Raw genomic sequence first — 21792 nt, forward strand, 5'->3', positions numbered from 1 at the left:
CGGGATGATTCGGCTGAAATTGCCGTGCGTTAGCGGGGCTGAATATTTGGGCGACATGGCCGCCGCGGAGCAGGTGCGCTCCCTCCCCTGCTCTGCGCGTCGACCTCTCCCGCAAGCGGGAGAGGTAAGAAACTAGCGGCCGGTCGAGCCGAAGCCGCCGGCGCCGCGATCCGTGGCCGACAATGTGGCCACCGGAACCAGCGCGGCCTGCTCCACGGGCGCAATCACCATCTGGGCGATGCGCTCGCCGCGCTTGATCACGAACGGTGCCGCGCCGTGGTTGATCAGGATCACTTTGATCTCGCCGCGATAGTCCGCGTCGATCGTGCCCGGCGCGTTCAGCACAGTGACGCCGTGCTTGGCGGCAAGCCCCGAGCGCGGCCGCACCTGCGCCTCGTGCCCGGCCGGCAATGCGATCGCAAGGCCGGTCGGCACCAGCGCATATTGGCCCGGTGCGAGCGTCATCGGCTCGCCGTCCGGCACCGCGGCCATCAGGTCGAGGCCGGCCGCCTCGGTGGTTTGATAGGCCGGCATTGGCAGGCCTTCCGCATGGGCCAGGCGTTGCAGTTCGACAGTGACCTTCGTGCTCAAGATGCCGGCTCCAGGGATTTGTCGGTCACGCTTCGTGCGACATGCGCGACCAGTTCGATGGCGACCTGTTCCTTGGTCATCACCGGCCAGGAATCAACTGCAATCTCGCCGTCCTTCTCACCATTCTTGCGACTGATCAGATGCACGGTGTTGCGGTCGCCGCCCATCACGCCCGTGGCGGGCGAGACGTCGTTGGCGACGATCCAGTCGCAGCCCTTGCGGGCAAGTTTTGACTTGGCGTTGTCGATGAGGTGCTCGGTCTCGGCGGCAAAGCCGATCACGAGCGGCGGACGCTTGTCGGTCAGCTTCGAGATCGTGGCGAGGATATCGGGGTTCTCGATGAGCTGAAGCGGCGGCATGCCGGCCGCGGTCTTCTTCAGCTTCTGCTCGCCTTCGTTGGCGACGCGCCAGTCGGCGACGGCGGCGGCAAAGATCGCGATGTCGGCGGGGAGCGCGGCCTGCACCTGCTCCAGCATCTGCCGCGCCGATTCCACATGCTTCACCGTCACGCCCTGGGGATCGCTGAGGTCGACCGGACCGCTCACCAAAATGACCTCGGCACCGGCGGCCTGTGCGGCGGCGGCGATGGCAAACCCCTGCTTGCCGGAAGAGCGGTTGGCGATGTAGCGCACCGGATCGATCGGCTCGTGGGTGGGACCTGCGGTGATCAACACGCGCTTGCCGGCGAGCGGGCGCGGCACCGGCGGCCGCAGCAGACGCTCGGCGGCGGCGGCGATCTCGACCGCCTCCGACATGCGGCCAATTCCGGCCTCGCCCGCTTCGGCCATCTCGCCGGAATTGGGTCCGATCAGCACCACGCCGTCGCGCTGCAGCTGCGCGACGTTGCGACGCGTCGCCGCATTGTTCCACATCAGTGGGTTCATTGCCGGTGCCAGCAGCACCTTGCGGTTGGTCGCGAGCAGGATCGCGCTGGCGAGATCGTCGGCGTGGCCGTTGGCCATCTTCGCCATCAAGTCGGCGGTCGCGGGCGCCACCACGATCAGGTCGCAGTCGCGCGCAAGCCTGATATGGCCGGCGTCGAACTCGCTCTGGGGGTCGAACAGGTCGGTATAGACGCGCTCATGGGAGAGGGCGCTGACCGCTAGCGGCGTGACGAATTGCTGCGCCGCTTTGGTCAGGACACAGCGGACCTCGACGCGGCGCTCCTTCAGCCTTCGGATCAGGTCGAGCGATTTATAGGCTGCGATCCCGCCGCCGATGATCAGGGTGACGCTGGCCTCAGGGACGGCGCCGGTGCGCTGAGGGGTGGGGGCGACGGAGGCTGCCGGCGGCGCCGAAAACGGCGTCAGCGGCTCCTCGCGGCCCTCGATCAGCTCCCGCAGGATGACCCGGACCTCTTCCTCGACCGATCTGCGGTTCTTGGCCGAGCGCAGCCGCAAATAGGTTTTGACGCCGTCGTCGAGCTTGCGGATGGTCAGGCTTGCCATGACGCCCCTCCAGCACGGAATGATAGCGATGCTATCACTCGTGTGATTGCAATGCAATCAAGCTTTTGGCAATCACAGATTCCGGACGGCGATCAGGATCCCGATGAAGGTCGCGGCGATGATCCAGAGCGCGACGGTGCGCCAGCGGTTCTTGCGGCCCTCGCTGCGACCCATCGCGGCGATGCTCTCCGGCGACAGCCTGATGCCCTCCCGCGTCATGGTCTCGAGCTGCTCCAGCACCTTCACCGACCGCTCGGCGATCTCCGGCAGGCGCATCAGCACGCGCGCGATGTCTCCGGTCCCGGCGAGCGCGCCTTGCACCCGGCCGATGGGTCCGAGATTGCGCTCGATCCATTCGCGTACCACGGGGTCGGCGATCTTCCAGATGTCGAGCTTGGGATCGAAGCCGCGCGCCACGCCCTCGACCACCACCATGGTCTTCTGCAGCAGGATCAGCTCGGGCCGCGTCGTCATGTCGAACAGGCCGGTGACCTCGAGCAGCAGCGTCAAGAGCCGCGCCATCGAGATCTCTTCCGCCGTGCGGTTGTGGATCGGCTCGCCGATGGCGCGGATGGCTTGCGCAAAGTTCTCGACCGAGTGATGCGCGGGCACGTAGCCCGCCTCGAAATGCACCTCGGCGACGCGGCGATAATCGCGGGTGATGAAGCCGAGCAGGATTTCCGCGAGAAAACGCCGCTCCTTCATGCCGAGCCGGCCCATGATGCCGAAATCGACTGCGACGAGTCGTCCCGCGTCATCCAGGAACAGATTGCCCGGATGCATGTCGGCGTGGAAGAAGCCGTCGCGCAGCGCGTGCCGCAGGAAGCTCTGGATCACCTTGCGGCCGAGATCGGGCAGGTCGACCTGCGATTCTGCCAGACGCTTGTGATCGTTCAGCGCGATGCCGTCGATCCACTCCATCGTCAGCACGTTGTGCGTGGTGCGGTCCCAGTCCACGGACGGCACGCGGAAATCAGGATCGCCCTGCGTGTTCTCCGCCATCTCTGACAGCGCCGCAGCTTCCAGCCGCAGATCCATCTCCATGGCGACCGAGCGCGACATGGTGTTGATGACCTCGATGAGCCGCAGCCGCCGCGCTTCGGCCGAGTAGGTCTCGGCTTTGTTTGCGACGAAGAAGAAATCGGAGAGGTCGCGGCGGAAGCGTGAGGCCACGTTGGGCCTGAGCACCTTGACCGCGACCGACTTGCGGATGCCGGCGTGCAAGACCTCGCCGCGATGCACCTGCGCGATCGAGGCCGCCGCGACGGGAGGGCCGAAGCTCACAAACACGTCCTTCAGCGGCCGCTCCAGCGAGGTCGCGATCGCGGCTTCGGCTTCGTCCTGCGGAAACGGCGGCAGGCGGTCCTGGAGACTTTCGAGGTCGCGCGCCATGATGACGCCGACGACGTCGGGTCGTGTGGCCAGGAATTGTCCGAGCTTGAGATAGGCGGGGCCCATCCGCGTCAGCGCGCGCGATATCCGCGGGCCGTGCTTGACGCCACGCCGTTCGACGAGGCGCGCCAGCTTCAGAGCGAGCTGTCCCGGCGGCGGCACCAGGCTCGGATCGACCGAGCCGAACACGCCCTCGCGCGCAAACACGAACGCGGCGCGGATCAGGCGCGCAATGTGGGTGAAGGCAGAGATCACAAACGCCAGCCCGAATGCAGTGCGACGATGCCGCCGGACAGGGTCTGCCAGCTGACGCGGGCGAAGCCGGCGTCGCGGATCATGTCGGCGAAGGCGTTGGGTTTTGGAAACTTGCGGATGGACTCGACGAGATATTGGTACGACTCGGCGTCGCCCGTGATCATGCGGCCGAGCGGCGGGATCACCTTGAACGAGAACAGGTCGTAGATCCGGTCGAGCCCGGGCATCTCGACGGTGGAGAATTCCAGGCACAGAAAGCGGCTGCCGGGCTTCAGCACGCGATAGGCCTCGCGCAGCGCCAGATCGATCCGGGGCACGTTGCGAATGCCGAAAGCGATCGTATATGCGTCGAAGCTGCGGTCGGCGAAGGCGAGCGCTTCGGCATTGCCTTCGACGAAATCGACCCGGGTTTCGAGATGGCGCTTCGCGGCGCGCTCGCGGCCCACCGCCAGCATGTCGGTGTTGATGTCGCAGACGGTGGCATGGAAGCCGGGGCCCGCGGCCTTGGCGGCGCGGAACGAGATGTCACCGGTGCCGCCGGCCACGTCAAGCAAGGCGAACGACCGGTCGCTCCTGGGCGGGTCGAGCGCGGTGATCATGATGTCCTTCCAGACCCGGTGCAGGCCACCGGACATCAAATCGTTCATCAAATCATAGCGCGATGCCACGCTGTGAAACACATCGTTCACCAGCGTCTGCTTGTCCCCGAGGGGGACGTCCTTGAAGCCAAAATGCGTGGTTTCGCCCGGCCGATCCATTACTCTACTCCACTGGGCGAACCATAGCGCGCCCGCCGCAATGGCGCTATCACACCGCCCTCATAAGGTGAATGCCTGACCATGCCTGAATTGCCCGAAGTCGAGACCGTCCGCCGCGGCCTTCAGCCCGTGATGGAGGGTGCGAAAATCCTGGTGGCGGAGGCCCGCCGGCCGGACCTGCGCTTTCCGTTCCAGCCAGATTTCGTGGCCCGGCTTCAGGGGCAGGTCGTCACGGGGCTCGGCCGCCGTGCAAAATATCTCTTGGCCGATCTCGCCTCCGGCGATGTGCTCCTGATGCATCTGGGCATGTCGGGCTCGTTCCGCGTCATCAAGCCGGACAACGAGGCAGCTCCCGGCGAGTTTCACTATCCTAGGGGTAAGGACTCCACGCACGACCACGTGCTGTTTCGGATGTCTTCCGGCGCCGACATCGTCTTCAACGACCCGCGCCGTTTCGGTTACATGAAAGTGATCGCGCGTAACGCACTCGACGAGGAGCCGCTGCTGCGCGGCCTCGGCCCCGAGCCGCTCGGCAACGAATTCGACGCCGCGATGCTGGCGCGGTCCTGCGAAGGCAAGGCCACCAGCCTGAAGGCCGCGCTGCTCGACCAGCGCGTGGTGGCGGGGCTCGGCAACATCTATGTCTGCGAAGCCCTGCATCGCTCGCATCTGTCGCCGCGCCGGATCGCGGCGACGCTCGCGACCAAGGGTCGCAAGGGCGTTGGCGGCGGCGAGCCGACCGATCATGCGAAGCGATTGGTAAGTGCGATCCACACCGTGCTGAACGACGCCATCAAGGCCGGCGGCTCGTCCTTGCGCGACCATCGCCAGACCTCGGGCGAGCTCGGCTATTTCCAGCACTCGTTCAAGGTCTACGACCGCGAAGGCGAGAAATGCACGACGCCGGGGTGCGGTGGCACGGTCAAGCGGTTTACGCAGAATGGCCGGTCCACCTTCTGGTGTCAGAAATGTCAGAAGTAGAAATCCATGCCGACGCCGCAGCTTGAAACCGAACGGCTGATCCTGCGTCCGCTGGCGCTGTCAGACGTGCCGGCGATCCAGCGCCATTTCGACAATTGGAATATCATCCGGCATCTCTCGATGGTCGTGCCGTGGCCGTATCCCGCCGACGGAGCGGAGACGTTTGTCAGGATGCAGTTCGACAAGATCTCAGCCGGCGACGACATCCATCTCTGGGTTCTGGTGCTCAAGGAGGGGGACGGCGAGGCGATTGGAAACATTCATCTGCGGCCCCGTACAGAAGGCCCGAAAGGCAATCGCGGCTTCTGGCTGGCGGAGCCTTACTGGCGGCGCGGACTGATGACGGAAGCCATCGCCGCGGTGAACGATTTTGCCTTCCTCACGCTCGGCCTCGATCATTTCTACGTCTGCAACGCCGCGACCAACGAAGCCTCGCGTCGGGTCAAGCAGAAGACCGGCGCGGAATTCGTCGGCTTCATCGAGCTCGCCCATCACGACGGGCAATCGAAGTCCGAGAAATGGATCGTGCGGCGGGAGGCCTGGTTGGGCAACAGATCTGCGATTGAAGGCTAATGCATGCCCAACGTCATGGTCGGGCTTGTCCCGGCCATCTACGTTCTTCTTCCCTGTTGCCAAGACGTGGATGCCCGGGACACCTGCGCGAAGCCGCGCTTCGCGCTTTTGCCCGGGGCGCGACGGATGGATGGGGGTCAAAAAACGCGAAGCGAAGCAATCCGGCCGGGCTGGTGGCCGGATTGCTTCGTCGCTGGGGCCCTTCGGGATGGTGAAGGGCCGGCTGCCGTCTGAGCGATCGCCCCGCTCAGGACGCCAGTGTCGTGGTCTCGTCCGCCGAAAGCTCGGCAGCGACATGCAGCATGCCGCCCGCAGCCGATATCACCTGGTCGATCTGGACATTGGTCGTGGCACTTAGCTCGAGCCGGGTTTCGATCCAGCGCCAGAGGCCGCGGATCTCGTCCGCCGACTTGCCGTTCGGCGCGAATTCGCTCACCGCACGGCCGTTCGCGAGCGAGTCCTGGTGATCGTTGCGCATCACGATCAGCGGGCGCGCGAGCACGTCAGAAAGATCGAGCGCCGCTTCCTCGGCGAGGGTGTTGGCGGCGTTGTCGATGCGCTGGCCGCGGATCGGCGTCTGGTTCAACACGAAGCTGTAGGGCCGCTTCCAGGCGCGTGCGACGCTGAGCGTCGAGACGGTCGCCTCGATGTCGGCGACGCTCGGGCGGGCCGGGATCAGGCAGAGATCGGAATGGCGGATTGCAGCGGTGGTCGCGGCGCTGAGGCCGGCGGCGGTGTCGACGATCGCAAGCTGCAGGCCGCTGTCAGCCAGCATCTTCAGGCGCGGCTCGATGTCGGCTGCGTGATAGATCGGCTCGACGACGAGATCATCGGCGGTGCGGCGGCGCTGCCAGTTCGACAGGGTGCCCTGCGGGTCGGTCTCGATCAGGCGGACGGTGAAGCCGGCCTGCTTGGCCGCGAGCGCGAGGCCGATGGCGAGCGTGCTCTTGCCGCTGCCACCCTTTTGGGTGGCCAGTACGATCGTGTGCATTTGAAGATCAATCCTTTGGAATGCTTGGGTCAGGAATACGCCACGCGAACGTGCATCGATCTTGATGCTGAGCCTTCTAGCTCAGGACGTGCCGGCCCGATCCAAAGGGGGATCGCGGAGGTCCGAATCAGCAGCAACGATGATGGCGGAAGAGGGATGACCAGCTAATCCGTACCATTACTGGACCAGTAGTCGTACGTGTGATGATGCTCGCGGCTCGGTTGAGCTCGTGCCCCGGACAAAGCGCAGCACGCTAGTGATGCGCTGCTGAGCCGGGGCCCAGAAAGCCACTTGCACGGAATTTGAGGAAGCATGGGTCCCGGCTCAGCGGCGCGGCACTACGCGCCGCACCGCGTCCGGGACACGAGAGTTGGCGTTAGACCTACTTCCGGACGCAGATCACGCGCACGACGGCAGCTTTTGCATCCGTCGAGGTGCCGTTCGCTGTGACCTCGTTCGCCTTCAGGAAATCGCGCACCGTTTCCGCGGACACCATCACCGCCTGTGACGCCGGCACCGATGTCGCGGGCCCCGCGACCATCGCCGGCTTCAACAGCGCAATGCCGGCGAACTTGCCGTCGCCATCGATCGCCGGACCCCCGGATACCCCGACCGCCGGCGGTGGGGACAGCACGGAATCGCTGCTCGGGACCGGCGCCAGCGCAGCCTTGATGCTCGACACGCCGGCCGCGCCACCCTGGCTCTGCGGATCGGCGATGCCGACGACATCCACGTTCGTCCTTGCCGCGCCGCCAGCGAGGCTGAACGGCTTCAGGCCGCGCGCGCCGTAGATATGCAGGAGTGCGAGACCGCGCTCCTTGTCCTCGGCGAGGCGATCGGCGCTGCCATAGCCGGCGATCGTGATGGCAAGACAGTTGTCGGTGACGAGCCGGTCGGTGACGATCGCGCCGTCGTCGCTGACGACGAGGCCGGTGCCGTACTCGACGGTCTTGCGGGGCGGCGGCCCGGCCTGCGGGCCTGGCGGAAATGCATTGAACGCGCTCGACATCGCGATCACGACCGGCTCGACCGTGTTCTCGGTCGCCTGGTCGTAGAGGATTGTCATGGTGCGGACCTCGTCCCCTCTAAAGGTGCCGCGGACGTAAAATTTCTTCAGGCCCTGCAAGCCCGACAGCACGAAGAAATCCGGCTTCACCACGGTGTAATCGACCTTGCGCCCGGACGGCTCCTTCTCAAGCTCCGCGAGTTTTGCCGTGGTCGGGTTCGCCTCCTTGCGGCGGCTGAGCAGCACCTGCACGGTTCCAGTCGGCGAGGTCCATTTCGAGCCGTTGGCGTCGCTCGCCTGCTGCGGCACCAGTTTCGAGGGGATGCCGAGCCGGGCGCCGCTGGTCGGCTCCGTCACGATCTTCCAGCCGACGCCGTCCTGCTTCTTTCGCGCCGTCTCGGCCAGCGCGGCGCGCTCCAGCGGATTGAGCACGCCGGTCGGCTTGCCGCCCTTGGCCTTCTGGTATTCCTTGATGGCGGTGACCAGCCGCGCGCTGGCGTCGCCGGTGATGGCGCCGTTGTATTGGCCGACCCAGGCGAGGTCGGATTGCAGCGACAGCCGCTCCGCCTGCGCCATCGCATCCGCCGTCGCCGACGGCGTCTGCATTGCGGGTGGCCGGATCGGCACGGTCTGGACCGGCTTCGGCTTGGTACCGGGGATCTGCGGCGTCGTCATCTGGGCGTTCGCGCCTGTGGCAGACGCAAACATCAGTGTTGCCGCAAGCATCGATCTCATGACAAATCCAGCCAGCCCATTGAACGCAATGTCATTCAAGCACATCTCGTTGGTCGCGAACAATGTAGCGGTGGTTCAGGCCCAAGGTCGAGCCGCGTACTCAGGTCCTCATCCTGAGGAGCGGCCTCAAGGCCGCGTCTCGAAGGATGGCCGCGGCGAGATCGGGGCCTGCATGGTTCGAGACGGCGCTTTGCGCCTCCTCACCATGAGGAGTGAAAGCGACGGCTTGGTAGGAGAGGCGTACGACGATGCTGAGCCCGGATGAACTCGAACGCTATGCCCGCCATATCGTGCTGCGCGACGTCGGCGGCCCGGGCCAGGCGGCGCTGAAGCGGGCCTCCGCGCTGGTGGTCGGTGCCGGCGGGCTCGGCGCGCCGGCGCTGATGTATCTGGCCGCCGCCGGTATCGGCACGCTCGGCGTGGTCGATGACGACGTGGTGTCGCTGTCCAACCTGCAGCGCCAGGTGATCCACACCACGCCCGATATCGGCCGGCACAAGGTCGAGAGCGCGGCCGAGCGGATTGCGGCGCTCAATCCGCATGTTCGTTTCGTCGGCCACGCCACCTGGCTGAATGCCGACAATGCGCTCAGCCTGATCGGCGACTACGACCTCGTGCTCGACGGCTCCGATAATTTCTCGACGCGCTATCTGGTCTCGGACGCCTGCTTCTTCGCGAAGCGGACGCTGATCACGGCGGCGCTCGGCACCTTCGACGGCTCGCTCACCACCATCCGCGCGCACGAGACCAACGAGCAGGGCGAATTCAATCCGACCTATCGCTGCCTGTTTCCGGAGGCGCCGCCGCCGGGTACCGTTCCGGCCTGCGCGGAAGCCGGCGTCATGGGTGCGCTGGCGGGCGTGCTGGGATCGATGATGGCGATGGAGGCGATCCGCGAGATCGTCGGTTTCGGCGACGGCCTGGTCGGCCGCCTCCTGATGATCGATGCGCGCGCGATGCGCTTCGAGACGCTGCGCTACGAGCGCGATCCGGCCAACCCGCTCAATGGCGACGGGCCGGCGTTCGACGATTTGAGCATCCACCGCGAGTAGAGGTGGCAGTGAAACCTCAGAGCATGCTCGGCAGCACGCGATCCGGCGGCTTGTGGGCGTCGAGGAAGGTGCGGATGTTGATGATCACCTTCTCGCCCATCTCGACGCGGCCTTCGATCGTGGCCGAGCCCATATGCGGCAACAGCGTCACCTTGCCGGCCTTGGCAAGCCGCACCAGCTTCGGGTTGACCGCGGGCTCGTGCTCATAGACGTCGAGCCCGGCGCCGCCGATCTCGCCGCCTTCGATCAGCTTGATCAGCGTGTCCTCGTCGGTCACCTCGCCGCGCGCGGTGTTGACGATGTAGGCGTCCTTGCGGATCAGCTTCAGCCGCCGCGCCGAGAGCAAATGATAGGTCGCCGGCGTGTGCGGACAGTTCACCGAGATGATGTCCATCCGCGCCAGCATCTGGTCAAGGCTTTCCCAATAGGTCGCCCCTAACTCCTCGGCGATCTTCGGCGCGACGGGACGGCGGTTGTGATAGTGGATCTGCAGGCCGAAGGCGCGGGCGCGGCGCGCCACCGCCTGGCCGATGCGGCCCATGCCGATGATGCCGAGCCGCTTGCCGCCGATGCGGTGGCCGAGCATCCAGGTCGGCGACCAGCCCGGCCAGGGTTTTCCTTCGGTCAGGATCGAGGCGCCTTCGATCATCCGCCTGGGCACGGCGAGGATCAGCGCCATGGTCATGTCGGCGGTGTCCTCGGTCAGGACCTTCGGCGTGTTGGTGACGGTGATGCCGCGAGCATGCGCGGCCTCGACGTCGATATTATCGACGCCGTTGCCGAAATTGGCGATCAGCCGCAGCTTGCAGTCGGGCTGGTTGATGATGTCGGCGCTGATATGGTCGGTGACGGTCGGAACCAGCACGTCGGCGGTGCGTGCGGCTTCCGCGATCTGGTCGGCGGACATCGGCGTGTCCTCGAGATTGATCCGCGCGTCGAACAATTCGCGCATCCGCGTCTCGATCGAATCCGGCAGCTTGCGCGTCACCACGACGAGGGGCTTTTTCTTCACCGACATGTCCTGCTCTCATGAGGCGTCGCAAGCCGCCTCTGTCGCCAAAGGCCGGTCGTTGAGGTCTCATTAACCCGGTTGTTCGACACTGCCCTTGCCGTGTCCGTCCCCGGCGTTTCCTTCAAGCTCTCCCGATATTTCCGGCCGGAAAAATCGGGACAAACTGGTTGTTCAAGTGCCCGTCCTCTCTAGCAGAAGGCCGGGCCAAGACAAGAACCACGGGTCAAGGCTTGGGAACACCCGCGTGGGGCGGGTCAGGGGGGTGCGCGGCAGGTTTTGGAATTTGGGGTGAGGACCCGGCTCGGGCCGGGTCGTCGACAGGAGACGGGTTGATGGCGTTGGGGCGTTTTTGTTCGGTGATGGCGCTCGTTTGCACCTGGTTGAGCGCTTCGGTCGGCCCCTCGCATTCGGCCAAGGATACGACGCCCCAGACCGCCAGCGGCCTGCCGGTGCCGCGCTATGTCAGCCTCAAATCGGATCATGTGAACGTCCGCGCCGGCCCGACCAAGGACAATGACGTGGCCTGGGTCTACACCCGTTCGGGCCTGCCGGTGGAAATCACCGCCGAGTTCGAGAATTGGCGCCGGGTGCGCGATTCCGAAGGCGCCGAGGGCTGGGTCTATCACTCGTTGCTGTCGGGCCGCCGCACCGCGGTCGTCACCATGAAGCACAAGGACGACCTCGCCCCGATCTACGATCGCGCCGACCTCGACAGCGCGGTTGCAGCAAGACTCCAGGCCGGCGTCGTCACGCAGGTAAAGAAGTGCGCTGCAAACTGGTGCCGCGTCACCGGCAACGGTTTTGACGGCTGGATCCAGCAGGAGCGCCTCTGGGGCGTGTATTCGGACGAGCAGGTGAATTGACGCTGCCGTCGTCCCGGCGAACGCCGGGACCCATAACCACAGGGTTAAATTGTTTTGGAAGGCGTCAGCCAGCGTGCCTCATTGAGGGATCACGCGGTATGGGTCCCGGCGTTCGCCGGGACGACAATAGAGTTGTGAGGTTCAGCGCTTCTTGCGCAGGCGCACGACCATGTCGATGCGCGCGATCTCGTAACCCTCCGGCACCTCCGGCATCTTGGACAGCGCCAGATGCGGATCCTCGATGTCGACCAGCTCATGGCTGTTCTCGAGGTAGTAGTGATGGTGGGTGGTGACGTTGGTGTCGAAATAGGTCTTGGTGCCGTCGACGCTGACTTGGCGGAGCAGGCCGGCATCGGTGAGCTGGTTCAGCGTGTTGTAGACAGTCGCCAGCGACACCGGAACCTTGGCCAGTGTGGCTTCCTCATAGAGCATTTCAGCCGTGAGGTGGCGAGCACCTTTGCCGAACAACAGCCAGCCCAATGCCATGCGCTGACGCGTCGGACGGAGCCCGGCGGACTGGAGCATTTCATTGACGTCGTGCCAGGGGCAGCCGGTCAGAGCCGGCTGGCGGCCGGACAAGAGGGCCGCGGCATGGACGTCGTCGTCATGATGGGGCGCAGTATTCTCGCTCATTTCCAGATTTCGGGCACGCGTGAACAATATCTCTCAGCAATATAAGAACAGAAAGATGCAGATGCAAGTTTCTCGCAACTAGAGGGGTTCTAATCAGGCTTGGAACCGGAGCGGGATCGCGTCATTTTAACTTCATGGATGCGCTTTGCTACCCGAAATAGCCTGTGTTAGAGAGCGCGCGGTTCCGCTTAGCCGATTTTGGCGCAGCCGGGCATCGAAGCCCGGTCCGCAGTCCATCCGGGGCATGCGGGCGCAGCGCCTGACAGTGGCAATTGGCGTTGCTCTCCGACCGAGACGGGGCCCATTTTCGCCAAAAAGCGCCGCTCAATCGGAATTCAAACAGAGGCTCGTGCATGCTGAACAGGCGCAACGGTTACGAATATGAAGATCTGCTGGCCTGTGGCCGCGGCGAGATGTTCGGCCCGGGCAATGCCCAGCTGCCGTTGCCGCCGATGCTGATGTTCGACCGCATCACTGACATCAACGACAATGGCGGCGAGTTCGGCAAGGGGCTGGTGCGCGCCGAACTCGACGTGAAGCCCGACCTCTGGTTCTTCGGCTGCCACTTCAAGAACGATCCGGTGATGCCCGGCTGCCTCGGCCTCGACGCGCTGTGGCAAATGGTCGGCTTTTACCTGGGCTGGACCGGGGGCGAAGGTCGTGGTCGCGCGCTTGGCCTGAACGAGCTGAAGTTCAGCGGCCAGGTGCTGCCCGAGGCGCGCAAGGTTGTGTACAACGTCGATATCAAACGCGTGATGCGTTCAAAGCTGGTGCTCGGTATCGCCGACGGGTGGCTTTCGGTCGATGACCAGATTATTTATCGCGCCAAGGACTTGAAGGTCGGCCTGTTCAAGCAGGGCACGAGCCTGGGCTGAGCGCATCACCAAGACAACAACGATTGAGGCGAGGCTGTCATGAGGCGGGTTGTGGTCACCGGGATGGGCATCGTCTCGTCGATCGGAAACAACACCCAGGAAGTGCTTGCGAGCCTTCACGAGGCGAAGTCGGGCATTTCGCGGGCTGAGAAATATGCCGAGCTCGGCTTCCGTTCGCAGGTACAGGGCGCGCCGACGCTCGATCCTGCGACGGTGGTCGACCGCCGCGCGATGCGTTTCCTCGGCCAGGGCGCGGCGTGGAATCACGTCGCGATGGAGCAGGCGATCCAGGACTCCGGTCTGTCGCCTGACGAAGTCTCCAACATTCGCACCGGCATCATCATGGGCTCCGGCGGCCCGTCCGCCCGTACCATCGTCGAATCCGCCGACATCACCCGCACCAAGGGACCGAAGCGCGTCGGACCTTTCGCAGTGCCGAAGGCGATGTCGTCCACGGCCTCCGCGACGCTTGCGACCTGGTTCAAGATCAAGGGCGTGAACTATTCGATCTCCTCGGCCTGCGCGACGTCGAACCATTGCGTCGGCAACGCCTATGAGACGATCCAGATCGGCAAGCAGGACGTCATCTTCGCCGGCGGCTGCGAGGAACTGGACTGGTCGCTCTCCGTGCTGTTCGACGCGATGGGCGCGATGTCCTCGAAATACAACGACACGCCGGCCACGGCCTCGCGTCCCTACGACGTCAACCGCGACGGCTTCGTCATCGCCGGCGGCGCCGGCGTGCTGGTGCTGGAAGAGCTCGAACATGCCAAGGCGCGCGGCGCCCGCATCTACGGCGAGATCGTCGGCTACGGCGCGACCTCGGACGGCTACGATATGGTCGCACCTTCAGGCGAAGGCGCCGAGCGCTGCATGCGCATGGCGATGTCGACGGTGAAGACCAAGGTCGACTACATCAATCCGCACGCGACCTCGACCCCCGCCGGCGATCCGCCGGAGATCGACGCGCTCCGCCGCGTGTTCGGAAGTGGAGAGAAGTGCCCGCCGATCTCGGCGACCAAGGCGCTGACCGGCCACTCGCTGGGCGCCACCGGCGTGCAGGAGGCGATCTACTCGCTGCTGATGATGAATAACGGCTTCATCTGCGAGAGCGCGCATATCCAGGAGCTCGACCCTGTCTTCGCCGACATGCCGATCGTGCGCAAGCGCATCGACAACGTCAAGATCGGCACCGTGCTGTCGAACTCCTTCGGCTTCGGCGGCACCAACGCCACGCTGGTGTTCAGCCGGTTGGATGCGTGACGTCGTTGTTGGCGTACTGTTGATTTTCTCGTCATGGCCGGGCTTGTCCCGGCCATCCACGTATTGGGACTAGGTTTGGAAGGGCGTGGAAGCCCGAGCATGACCTAAGCGGAAGGTAATCGCGAGATGGAAGGTCTGATGAAAGGTAAGCGCGGTTTGATCATGGGCATCGCCAATGATCATTCGATCGCCTGGGGCATGGCGAAGACGCTGCATGCCCACGGCGCCGAGCTTGCCTTCACCTTCCAGGGCGAGGCCCTCGGCAAGCGCGTCAAGCCGCTGGCGGAGCAGCTCGGCGTCGATCTGGTGCTGCCGTGCGACGTCGAGGACATCGCCAGCGTCGATGCGACCTTCGATGTGCTCCGTGAAAAATGGGGCAAGCTCGATTTCGTCATCCACGCCATCGGCTTTGCCGACAAGAACGAGCTGAAGGGCCGCTACGCCGACACCAGCCGCGAGAACTTTTCACGCACCATGGTGATCTCGTGCTTCTCGTTCACGGAAGTGGCGAAGCGCGCCGCCGAACTGATGACGGAGGGCGGCAGCATGATCACGCTGACCTTCGGCGCCTCCGAGCGCGCGATGCCGAACTACAACGTGATGGGCGTGGCCAAGGCGGCGCTGGAAGCCTCCGTGCGCTATCTCGCCTCCGATTTCGGACCGCGCGGCATCCGCGTCAACGCGATCTCGGCGGGCCCCATCCGGACGCTCGCCGGCTCCGGCATCGGCGAGGCGCGCGCGATGTTCGCCTTCATGCAGAAGCATTCGCCGCTTCGCCGCGGCGTCACGCTCGACGAGCTCGGCGGCTCGGCGCTGTATCTGCTGTCGGATCTCTCCGGCGGCGTGACCGGCGAGATCCACTATGTCGATTCCGGCTACAACATCGTCCTGATGCCGAGGCCTGACGATTTGAAGACGCCCGACTGAGGCGTCCGCGAGTAGCCTGATATGACGACGCCGTAGGGTGGGCAAAGGAGCGCAAGCGACGTGCCCACCATCTCTGCGTGATCGCAATAGATACATGACGTGGGCACGCTTCGCTTTGCCCACCCTACGAGAGTTCGTCTAACCCGCGGCGATCTTCTCCGCGCGCTGGAAAGCGGGACGTGCCATGCAGCGTGCGAGATAGGCATCGAACGCGGGGCGCGACGGCACCATCTTGAACAGGCGCACCGCGAAATTCAGACCCGAGCCGATCGTGACGTCGGCGGCCGAAAATTCTTCGCCGAGAATCCACGGCCCCTCGGCGAGCGCAGCGTCCAGAACGTCGAACACCTGCGTCGCGCTGCCCCAGGCCGCGGTCGAGGTCGGGATCTCGATCTTGGTGAAGATCTGGATGATGGCAGGTTCGATGCAGCCCGGGGAGAAGAACAGCCATTGCAGATAGCGGGCGCGGCGCGGGTCGGTCACGGCGGGTGCGAGCTTCGTCTCGGGGTAGCGGTCGGCGATGTAGGCGCAAATGGCCGCGGCCTCGCCAAGGGCTGCATCGCCGTCGCTGAGCGCCGGCACTTTCCCCATCGGATTGACCCTGAGGAAATCCGGCGCCTTTTGCGCGCCGGTCGAGATGTCGGTCAGCACGCGCTCATAGGGCAGGCCGCTCTCTTCCATCAGCCAGAGCGTCGTGAACGAGCGCGAGCGGGGCGACCAATAGAGCTTGATCATGGCGGGAACCTTTCATCGGCGAAAGGCTACTGCGTGCAATTCATGCCGCGTTTGCCGCGTATCCGCAACGCACTACGCCTGGGTCGATGCCAACCAGCGTAAACGACATGTGGGTCAACGTTGTTCAGTGTCGCTTTGGCGTGCTGCTGGTCGACGTCCAAGCAAAAGCGGCAACGTCTTGTCGAGGCTTTCCGCCAGCATGGCGCGCACGCCGTCGCGCAGTGCGGGGTTGTCGGCGGCATCTTCAGGGCGCGTTGGAAACGATTCTGCGGGCAACTCGCGATAAGGGCCGCCGACGAGCTTGCCCAAAAACCTCTGCACCGCCAGCGAATGATCCAGGTTGATCAGCGCAGAGCTCTGTCTGACGATGGCAAAGGCGCGCCCGTCAAAGATACGGATAAACGCCAGGGCGTGGAGAAAGATGCGACGCCCGAGCACCACATCCTGGTTGAGGATGCCGAAGCCGCGGACCGTATACCTTGATGACCCGATCGGACTGATTGCATTGAGGATCTGGATGTAGTGCCGGCAATTCGTTCCTTTCACGGCCTCGCGCATGTATCCGGCCAGCTCCGCGTTGGGATCGCGGACCAACCTATCTTTCAACGTGTCCTTTGACTCATCGTGGGGAGGAAATTTCGCCGGATTGTATGTGATTCTCACAACGGACGCGCCGGCAGGGATCGCGGCGCGAGTCCGCGCGAAGATCAGATCGCTCAATCCCCAGCCTGGGATCGGGACCACCGTCTTCTTGTTCTGAAATATGGTCAGGCCGGTCGTCTGCACGGTGAACTCATCGCCGGTGGTGACGACGACACCGAAGTCGCACGAGCCGCCGGCCACGGGAGCGGGCTTGCCCGTCGCTTCACGCCGCGTGGTCAGCTTGCCATTGGCTTGTTTGACGGTTGGTTGTGCCGTCTCCCATTGGGCTTGTGCCGGCGCCTGAGTTGAAAAACACCACAGGATGAGCGTAATGACGAGCAGCCGGGCGATCATGCTGAATGCGACTGTGTTCGCAGGCGCAGCCAAACTTGATCCTTTGGCGCGTCGTGTCGACAAAGGCGCTTACTCTTCCTTTAGATAGCCGGGGAGGTTCCGGTCGAGCCTTTCTACGACGAGCGCACGCGTTCTCTCGCGCAACGCCGCGTTGGTCGAAGCTGTCTCGGGCGGATCTGGGAACAGTGAATTGTCGAGCTTCGTGATCGGGTCTTCAAACAGACGCATGCTTGTGGCGAGGTTCGCGCCGATATCCGTAAGGGGGCGCTTGATCTGTTCGTAGCTGCGGCCGTCAATCAGCGTGATCGCAACATTGGCGAAAAGGTGTGAGTGCCGAATCAAGCTGCCGAGCCCCTGGTTGTAGGTGCCGATCCCGTTCAGCGTCATGTTTGAGTTCGGCAGCTTCGTCTTGAAAGTGGTTGCGACGAGATAGCGATCGCAATTCGCATTCGCGGTGAACCCCTTCACGATCACCGGCAGAGTCTCTTTGGGGTCCGGGATGAAGATCGCCTTCGCATGATAGAAGGGATCGAAGGCGCCCTTGGGATAAGCGATCCTGCGTATCGAGGAATCGTTGTTCGTTGCCGCCCGCACGCGCGCGAAAACGAGATCATCGAGGCCCCAGTCGATCGGGACCTCCTTTGCTTCCGCCTCGAAGATTGTCACGCCGAACTTCTGTACGGAGTAATGCTCGCCGATTACCGAGATTACGCCGAGACGGCACGGACCGCTGTTCATCTGCTCGGCTGGTTTGACTGCCGCAGCTTTCGGCTTCGTCGCCGCTTTCTTGACGGTCGGCTTTGAGGGAGGCGTGGGTGGCGCGGTGGTTGCAGGAGGAGTTTGAGCTGCTGCCAGAGCTAGAGAAGACAGCAAAACGATCGCGGAGGCAGCAAATCGAATCATGGATTCCAGGGCATCAGCAGCGGGAGAATATCGATCACGCCACCCTAGATTAGGACGGTGACAACCGCAAGCTGCACCCGGAGGTCGTGGTCTATCCGGTTGGTCGCTGCCGCTTCCACCGGTAATATTTCATCATGAACCCGTTCGCTGGCTCGATCTCTTCCTTCTCGAACACAAAACCTTCGCGCTCGTACCAGCACCAGGCTTTTTCGTTCTCGCGCACGCAGCGCAGGTGCATCTCGTCGGGCATTTGCGTGCGCGTGAAGGCGAGCAGCTTTCGCCCGAGCGATTGACCCTGATAGTCGGGCGCGACGAACAGCATGTCGAGATAGAGTTTTGGCACATGCAGCGCCAGCATGGCGGCGATGGTGCCGCGATCATCGGCGACGAACAGGCTCCAGCCGTTCTCGATCTCGCGTCGGATGCGCGCGCGGAGATTGGCGAGCAGAAAGTCGCTGGCCTCGCCGAGGCCGGTCGAGACCCAGCTCTCCATCCAGACGCGGCCGACCTCGTCGTATTCGTCGGCGCGGGCGAGGCGGATGATCGGATGCGACATCGGAGCCTCAGGCCCGCTGGCTGCGCACAGGCGGGCGTGCGCGCACCTTGCCGGCCGACAAGCACACCACCTCGGAGATTTGCAGCAGCTGCCGCGCCAGCGGGCTGGTCTTGCGCCAGACCATGCCAATGGTGCGGGAGGGCTGCGGATCGCGGAAGCGCGCGAGCGAGACCGACGCCGATCGCGTCTCCACCGGCACCGCCATCTCCGGGATCAACGTAACCCCGATGCCGGCGCTGACCATCTGGACCAGCGTCGACAGCGAATTGGCATCCAGCATCTCGCGCGGCGGCGCCGACTGCATGTTGCAAAACGACAGCGCCTGATCGCGGAAGCAGTGTCCCTCTTCGAGCAGCAACAGCCGCATCTCGCGCATCATCTCGCGCGACGGCGCCGGGGTCCCTTCATCCGCGCTCGGCCGGACCAGCAGGAATTTCTCCTCGAACAGGGCGACCTCGGTGAGCGAAGGCTCGGACACCGGCAGGGCCACGATGGCGGTGTCGAGCCGCCCTTCCACCAGCTCCTGGATCAATCGCGGCGTCATGGTCTCGCGCACACGGATGTCGAGCTCCGGATGCATGCGCGTGAGATTCTTGGTGATGGTGGGCAGCAGATACGGCGCGATCGTCGGGATCATGCCGATGCGCAGGCGACCGGCGAAGCGATCCTGCGAGGCGCGGGCGAAATCGCCGAGCTCATCGACCGAGCGCAAAATGTCGCGAACGCGTTGCGCGAGCTCCTCGCCGAACCGGGTCAGCGCCACCTGCCGGGCGCTGCGCTCCAGCAGCAGGCCGCCGAGCGCCTCCTCCAACTCCTTGATCTGCATCGACAAGGCCGGTTGCGAGATGGAGCAGGACTCAGCCGCGCGGCCGAAATGGCCGTGACGCGCCAGGGCGTCGAAATACCGGAGCTGGCGCAGCGTCAGGTTTATCATCAGAAAATCCTATCGCAGCGATCATTAAAGTCAACTTTACCTGATAGGACGCGACGCTTAGAGTGGTTCTACCTGGTCAAGGGCGCGAGTTCGACGCCACCAGAGGAGGTATTCATGGACGACACTTCGAAGTGCCCGTTTTCGGGTGGAAAACGCGTGCCAGCGAACCGCGATTGGTGGCCAACTCAGCTCAGCATCGAGATGCTGCACAAGAATTCCGGCCTGTCCGATCCGATGGGCGACGAATTCGACTATGCCAAGGAATTCAAGACGCTCGACCTTAACGCGGTCGTCAAGGACCTGACCGCGCTGATGACGGACTCGCAGGAGTGGTGGCCCGCCGACTTCGGTCACTATGGCGGTCTCATGATCCGTATGGCCTGGCACAGCGCGGGCACCTACCGCATCACCGATGGCCGTGGCGGCGCCGGAGCCGGCCAGCAGCGTTTCGCACCACTCAACAGCTGGCCCGACAACGCCAACCTCGACAAGGCGCGCCGGCTGCTGTGGCCGATCAAGCAGAAATACGGCCGCAAGCTCTCCTGGGCCGACCTGATGGTTCTCGCCGGCAACGTCGCGCTGGAATCGATGGGCTTCAAGACCTTCGGCTTCGCCGGCGGCCGCGCCGACGTCTGGGAGCCGGAAGAGCTCTACTGGGGTCCCGAAGGCACGTGGCTGGGTGATGAGCGCTACAGCGGCGAACGCCAGCTCGCCGAGCCGCTCGGCGCGGTGCAGATGGGCCTCATCTACGTCAATCCGGAAGGCCCGAACGGCAAGCCGGACCCGGTTGCCGCGGCCAAGGACATCCGCGAGACCTTCGCCCGCATGGCGATGAACGACGAAGAGACCGTCGCGCTGATCGCCGGCGGCCACTCCTTCGGCAAGACACACGGCGCCGGCGATCCGTCGCTGGTCGGTCCGGAGCCGGAAGCGGGCGCGCTCGAGGATCAAGGCCTCGGCTGGAAGAGCAAGCACGCTTCGGGCCTCGCCGGTGATTCCATCACCAGCGGTCTCGAAGTGACCTGGACGGCGACGCCGACCAAGTGGAGCAACAACTTCTTCGAGAACCTGTTCAACTACGAATGGGAGCTTACGAAGAGCCCGGGCGGTGCGAACCAGTGGACCGCCAAGGGCGCCGACGCGATCATTCCCGATGCCTTCGACAAGTCGAAGAAGCATCGGCCGACCATGCTGACCACCGACCTCTCGCTGCGTTTCGACCCGGCCTACGAGAAGATCTCGCGTCGCTTCCTGGAGAACCCGGCTCAGTTCGCGGACGCCTTTGCCCGCGCCTGGTTCAAGCTCACCCATCGCGACATGGGTCCGATTCAGCGTTATCTCGGCCCGCTGGTGCCGAAGGAGACGCTGATCTGGCAGGATCCGATTCCGGCCGTGAATCACGAGCTGGCCAGCGAGCAGGACATCGCGGCGCTGAAGAGCAAGATCCTGGCCTCGGGTCTGTCGGTCTCCGAGCTGGTCTCGACCGCCTGGGCGTCCGCCTCGACGTTCCGCGGCTCCGACAAGCGCGGCGGCGCCAACGGCGCGCGCATCCGTCTTGCCCCGCAGAAGGATTGGGAGGTGAACCAGCCGGCTCAGCTCTCCAAGGTTCTGGGCAAGCTCGAAGCGATCCAGAAGGACTTCAACGCGTCTTCAGGCGCGAAGAAGGTCTCGCTCGCGGACCTCATCGTGCTCGGCGGTTCTGCCGCGGTCGAGAAGGCCGCCAAGGATGCCGGCGTCGACGTCAAGGTCGGCTTCACGCCGGGCCGGATGGACGCCTCGCAGGAGCAGACCGATGCGGAGTCCTTCGCTCCGCTGGAGCCGCGGGCCGATGGCTTCCGCAACTTCATCGGCAAGCGGCATCAGTTCATGCAGCAGGAAGAGGCGCTCGTCGACCGCGCGCAGCTTCTGCGGCTAACCGGGCCCGAGATGACGGCGCTCCTCGGCGGCCTGCGCGTGCTCGGTGCCAACGCGGGCAATTCGAAGAACGGCGTCTTCACCTCCAAGGTGGGAACGCTGACCAACGACTTCTTCGTCAACCTGCTCGACATGAGCACGCAATGGACGCCGGCGGCCGACGGCACCTACGAGGGGCGCGACCGCAAGACCAACGCCGTCAAGTGGACCGGCACGCGCGTCGATCTGATCTTCGGCGCGCACTCGCAGCTCCGCGCCTACGCCGAGGTCTATGCCACCTCGGACGCCAAGGAGAAGTTCGTGAAGGACTTCGCCAAGGCCTGGACCAAGGTGATGAACCTCGACCGGTACGACATCGCGGCGTAAGTCGCTGCACCTCTCCTGCTTGCGGGAGAGGTG

General features: G+C 64.4%; 21 protein-coding genes. 8 read left to right on the plus strand and 13 right to left on the minus strand.

Translation table 11 applies throughout. The features are described 5' to 3' along the window. Nucleotides 1-132 precede the first annotated feature (132 nt). The 4 genes from dut to ubiE form a co-directional block, all read right to left on the minus strand. Entirely contained in the window at nucleotides 133-591 is a 459-nt protein-coding gene (dut, locus tag GDN70_RS03860; RefSeq protein ID WP_152102175.1) for a dUTP diphosphatase, read from the minus strand. Further along, on the minus strand, nucleotides 588-2039 hold the full coding sequence (coaBC, locus tag GDN70_RS03865; RefSeq protein WP_038970608.1) for a bifunctional phosphopantothenoylcysteine decarboxylase/phosphopantothenate--cysteine ligase CoaBC: 1452 nt from the start codon (nucleotides 2037-2039) through the stop codon (nucleotides 588-590). Before coaBC ends, dut begins: the two co-directional genes overlap by 4 nt. A gap of 72 nt (nucleotides 2040-2111) precedes the next feature. Continuing rightward, nucleotides 2112-3686 carry a 2-polyprenylphenol 6-hydroxylase gene (ubiB, locus tag GDN70_RS03870; protein ID WP_028139489.1) on the minus strand — a complete coding sequence of 525 codons (1575 nt, stop codon included), beginning with the start codon at nucleotides 3684-3686 and terminating at the stop codon, nucleotides 2112-2114. Further along, a complete protein-coding gene (gene ubiE / locus GDN70_RS03875; RefSeq protein ID WP_028139490.1) occupies nucleotides 3683-4444 on the minus strand; it encodes a bifunctional demethylmenaquinone methyltransferase/2-methoxy-6-polyprenyl-1,4-benzoquinol methylase UbiE in 762 nt (253 codons plus the stop codon). Before ubiE ends, ubiB begins: the two co-directional genes overlap by 4 nt. Nucleotides 4445-4525: 81 nt before the next feature. Here ubiE and mutM point away from each other — a divergent pair, with 81 nt between their 5' ends. Together mutM and GDN70_RS03885 are read left to right on the plus strand one after the other, a co-directional pair. Further along, a complete protein-coding gene (mutM, locus tag GDN70_RS03880; protein ID WP_028139491.1) occupies nucleotides 4526-5425 on the plus strand; it encodes a bifunctional DNA-formamidopyrimidine glycosylase/DNA-(apurinic or apyrimidinic site) lyase in 900 nt (299 codons plus the stop codon). Nucleotides 5426-5431: 6 nt separating this feature from the next. After that, nucleotides 5432-5998 (plus strand): GNAT family N-acetyltransferase, encoded by a 567-nt coding sequence (locus tag GDN70_RS03885; protein ID WP_028139492.1) that lies wholly within the window; start codon nucleotides 5432-5434, stop codon nucleotides 5996-5998. A gap of 247 nt (nucleotides 5999-6245) precedes the next feature. Here GDN70_RS03885 and GDN70_RS03890 read toward each other — a convergent pair whose 3' ends face one another. After that, complete coding sequence (locus GDN70_RS03890) at nucleotides 6246-6989, minus strand: ParA family protein (RefSeq protein ID WP_028139493.1); 744 nt, start codon at nucleotides 6987-6989, stop codon at nucleotides 6246-6248. Between the two features lie 382 nt (nucleotides 6990-7371). Then, the gene (locus GDN70_RS03895; RefSeq protein ID WP_028139494.1) at nucleotides 7372-8730 is read right to left on the minus strand and encodes a peptidoglycan-binding protein; all 1359 of its coding nucleotides are present in this window, start codon (nucleotides 8728-8730) and stop codon (nucleotides 7372-7374) included. Nucleotides 8731-8978: 248 nt separating this feature from the next. On the opposite strand from GDN70_RS03895, the gene GDN70_RS03900 reads away from it, so the two are divergent. Beyond that, nucleotides 8979-9782 carry a molybdopterin-synthase adenylyltransferase MoeB gene (locus tag GDN70_RS03900; RefSeq protein WP_152102176.1) on the plus strand — a complete coding sequence of 268 codons (804 nt, stop codon included), beginning with the start codon at nucleotides 8979-8981 and terminating at the stop codon, nucleotides 9780-9782. Nucleotides 9783-9798: 16 nt separating this feature from the next. On the opposite strand, the gene GDN70_RS03905 is transcribed toward GDN70_RS03900, so the two are convergent. Next, nucleotides 9799-10800 carry a D-glycerate dehydrogenase gene (locus tag GDN70_RS03905; protein WP_018323404.1) on the minus strand — a complete coding sequence of 334 codons (1002 nt, stop codon included), beginning with the start codon at nucleotides 10798-10800 and terminating at the stop codon, nucleotides 9799-9801. Nucleotides 10801-11126: 326 nt separating this feature from the next. Here GDN70_RS03905 and GDN70_RS03910 point away from each other — a divergent pair, with 326 nt between their 5' ends. Then, the gene (locus tag GDN70_RS03910) at nucleotides 11127-11657 is read left to right on the plus strand and encodes an SH3 domain-containing protein (RefSeq protein WP_018323403.1); all 531 of its coding nucleotides are present in this window, start codon (nucleotides 11127-11129) and stop codon (nucleotides 11655-11657) included. A 141-nt stretch (nucleotides 11658-11798) separates the two neighbouring features. Here the strand turns inward: GDN70_RS03910 and irrA are convergent, their stop codons facing one another. Further along, complete coding sequence (gene irrA / locus GDN70_RS03915) at nucleotides 11799-12290, minus strand: iron response transcriptional regulator IrrA (RefSeq protein ID WP_008131763.1); 492 nt, start codon at nucleotides 12288-12290, stop codon at nucleotides 11799-11801. 353 nt (nucleotides 12291-12643) lie between these two features. On the opposite strand from irrA, the gene fabA reads away from it, so the two are divergent. From fabA to fabI, 3 genes are all read left to right on the plus strand, one after another. Next, nucleotides 12644-13165 carry a bifunctional 3-hydroxydecanoyl-ACP dehydratase/trans-2-decenoyl-ACP isomerase gene (gene fabA / locus GDN70_RS03920; RefSeq protein ID WP_018323402.1) on the plus strand — a complete coding sequence of 174 codons (522 nt, stop codon included), beginning with the start codon at nucleotides 12644-12646 and terminating at the stop codon, nucleotides 13163-13165. Between the two features lie 39 nt (nucleotides 13166-13204). Further along, on the plus strand, nucleotides 13205-14428 hold the full coding sequence (gene fabB / locus GDN70_RS03925; protein ID WP_038949452.1) for a beta-ketoacyl-ACP synthase I: 1224 nt from the start codon (nucleotides 13205-13207) through the stop codon (nucleotides 14426-14428). 126 nt (nucleotides 14429-14554) lie between these two features. Continuing rightward, complete coding sequence (gene fabI, locus GDN70_RS03930) at nucleotides 14555-15355, plus strand: enoyl-ACP reductase FabI (protein ID WP_028139498.1); 801 nt, start codon at nucleotides 14555-14557, stop codon at nucleotides 15353-15355. 138 nt (nucleotides 15356-15493) lie between these two features. Here fabI and GDN70_RS03935 read toward each other — a convergent pair whose 3' ends face one another. From GDN70_RS03935 to GDN70_RS03955, 5 genes are all read right to left on the minus strand, one after another. Then, nucleotides 15494-16090, minus strand: a complete 597-nt coding sequence (locus GDN70_RS03935) for a glutathione S-transferase family protein (protein WP_028139499.1) — start codon at nucleotides 16088-16090, stop codon at nucleotides 15494-15496. Between the two features lie 114 nt (nucleotides 16091-16204). After that, entirely contained in the window at nucleotides 16205-17086 is an 882-nt protein-coding gene (locus tag GDN70_RS03940; RefSeq protein WP_152102177.1) for a hypothetical protein, read from the minus strand. Nucleotides 17087-17155: 69 nt separating this feature from the next. Further along, a complete protein-coding gene (locus GDN70_RS03945) occupies nucleotides 17156-17989 on the minus strand; it encodes a hypothetical protein (RefSeq protein ID WP_038949450.1) in 834 nt (277 codons plus the stop codon). 91 nt (nucleotides 17990-18080) lie between these two features. After that, on the minus strand, nucleotides 18081-18545 hold the full coding sequence (locus GDN70_RS03950; RefSeq protein WP_097668276.1) for a GNAT family N-acetyltransferase: 465 nt from the start codon (nucleotides 18543-18545) through the stop codon (nucleotides 18081-18083). A gap of 7 nt (nucleotides 18546-18552) precedes the next feature. Next, the gene (locus GDN70_RS03955) at nucleotides 18553-19479 is read right to left on the minus strand and encodes a hydrogen peroxide-inducible genes activator (RefSeq protein WP_152102178.1); all 927 of its coding nucleotides are present in this window, start codon (nucleotides 19477-19479) and stop codon (nucleotides 18553-18555) included. Nucleotides 19480-19593: 114 nt separating this feature from the next. On the opposite strand from GDN70_RS03955, the gene katG reads away from it, so the two are divergent. Then, a complete protein-coding gene (katG, locus tag GDN70_RS03960) occupies nucleotides 19594-21759 on the plus strand; it encodes a catalase/peroxidase HPI (RefSeq protein WP_038949447.1) in 2166 nt (721 codons plus the stop codon). Nucleotides 21760-21792 lie beyond the last annotated feature (33 nt).

Origin of the sequence: Bradyrhizobium sp. TM102 (assembly GCF_009176685.1) — a bacterium.
Lineage (GTDB): Bacteria > Pseudomonadota > Alphaproteobacteria > Rhizobiales > Xanthobacteraceae > Bradyrhizobium > Bradyrhizobium ottawaense.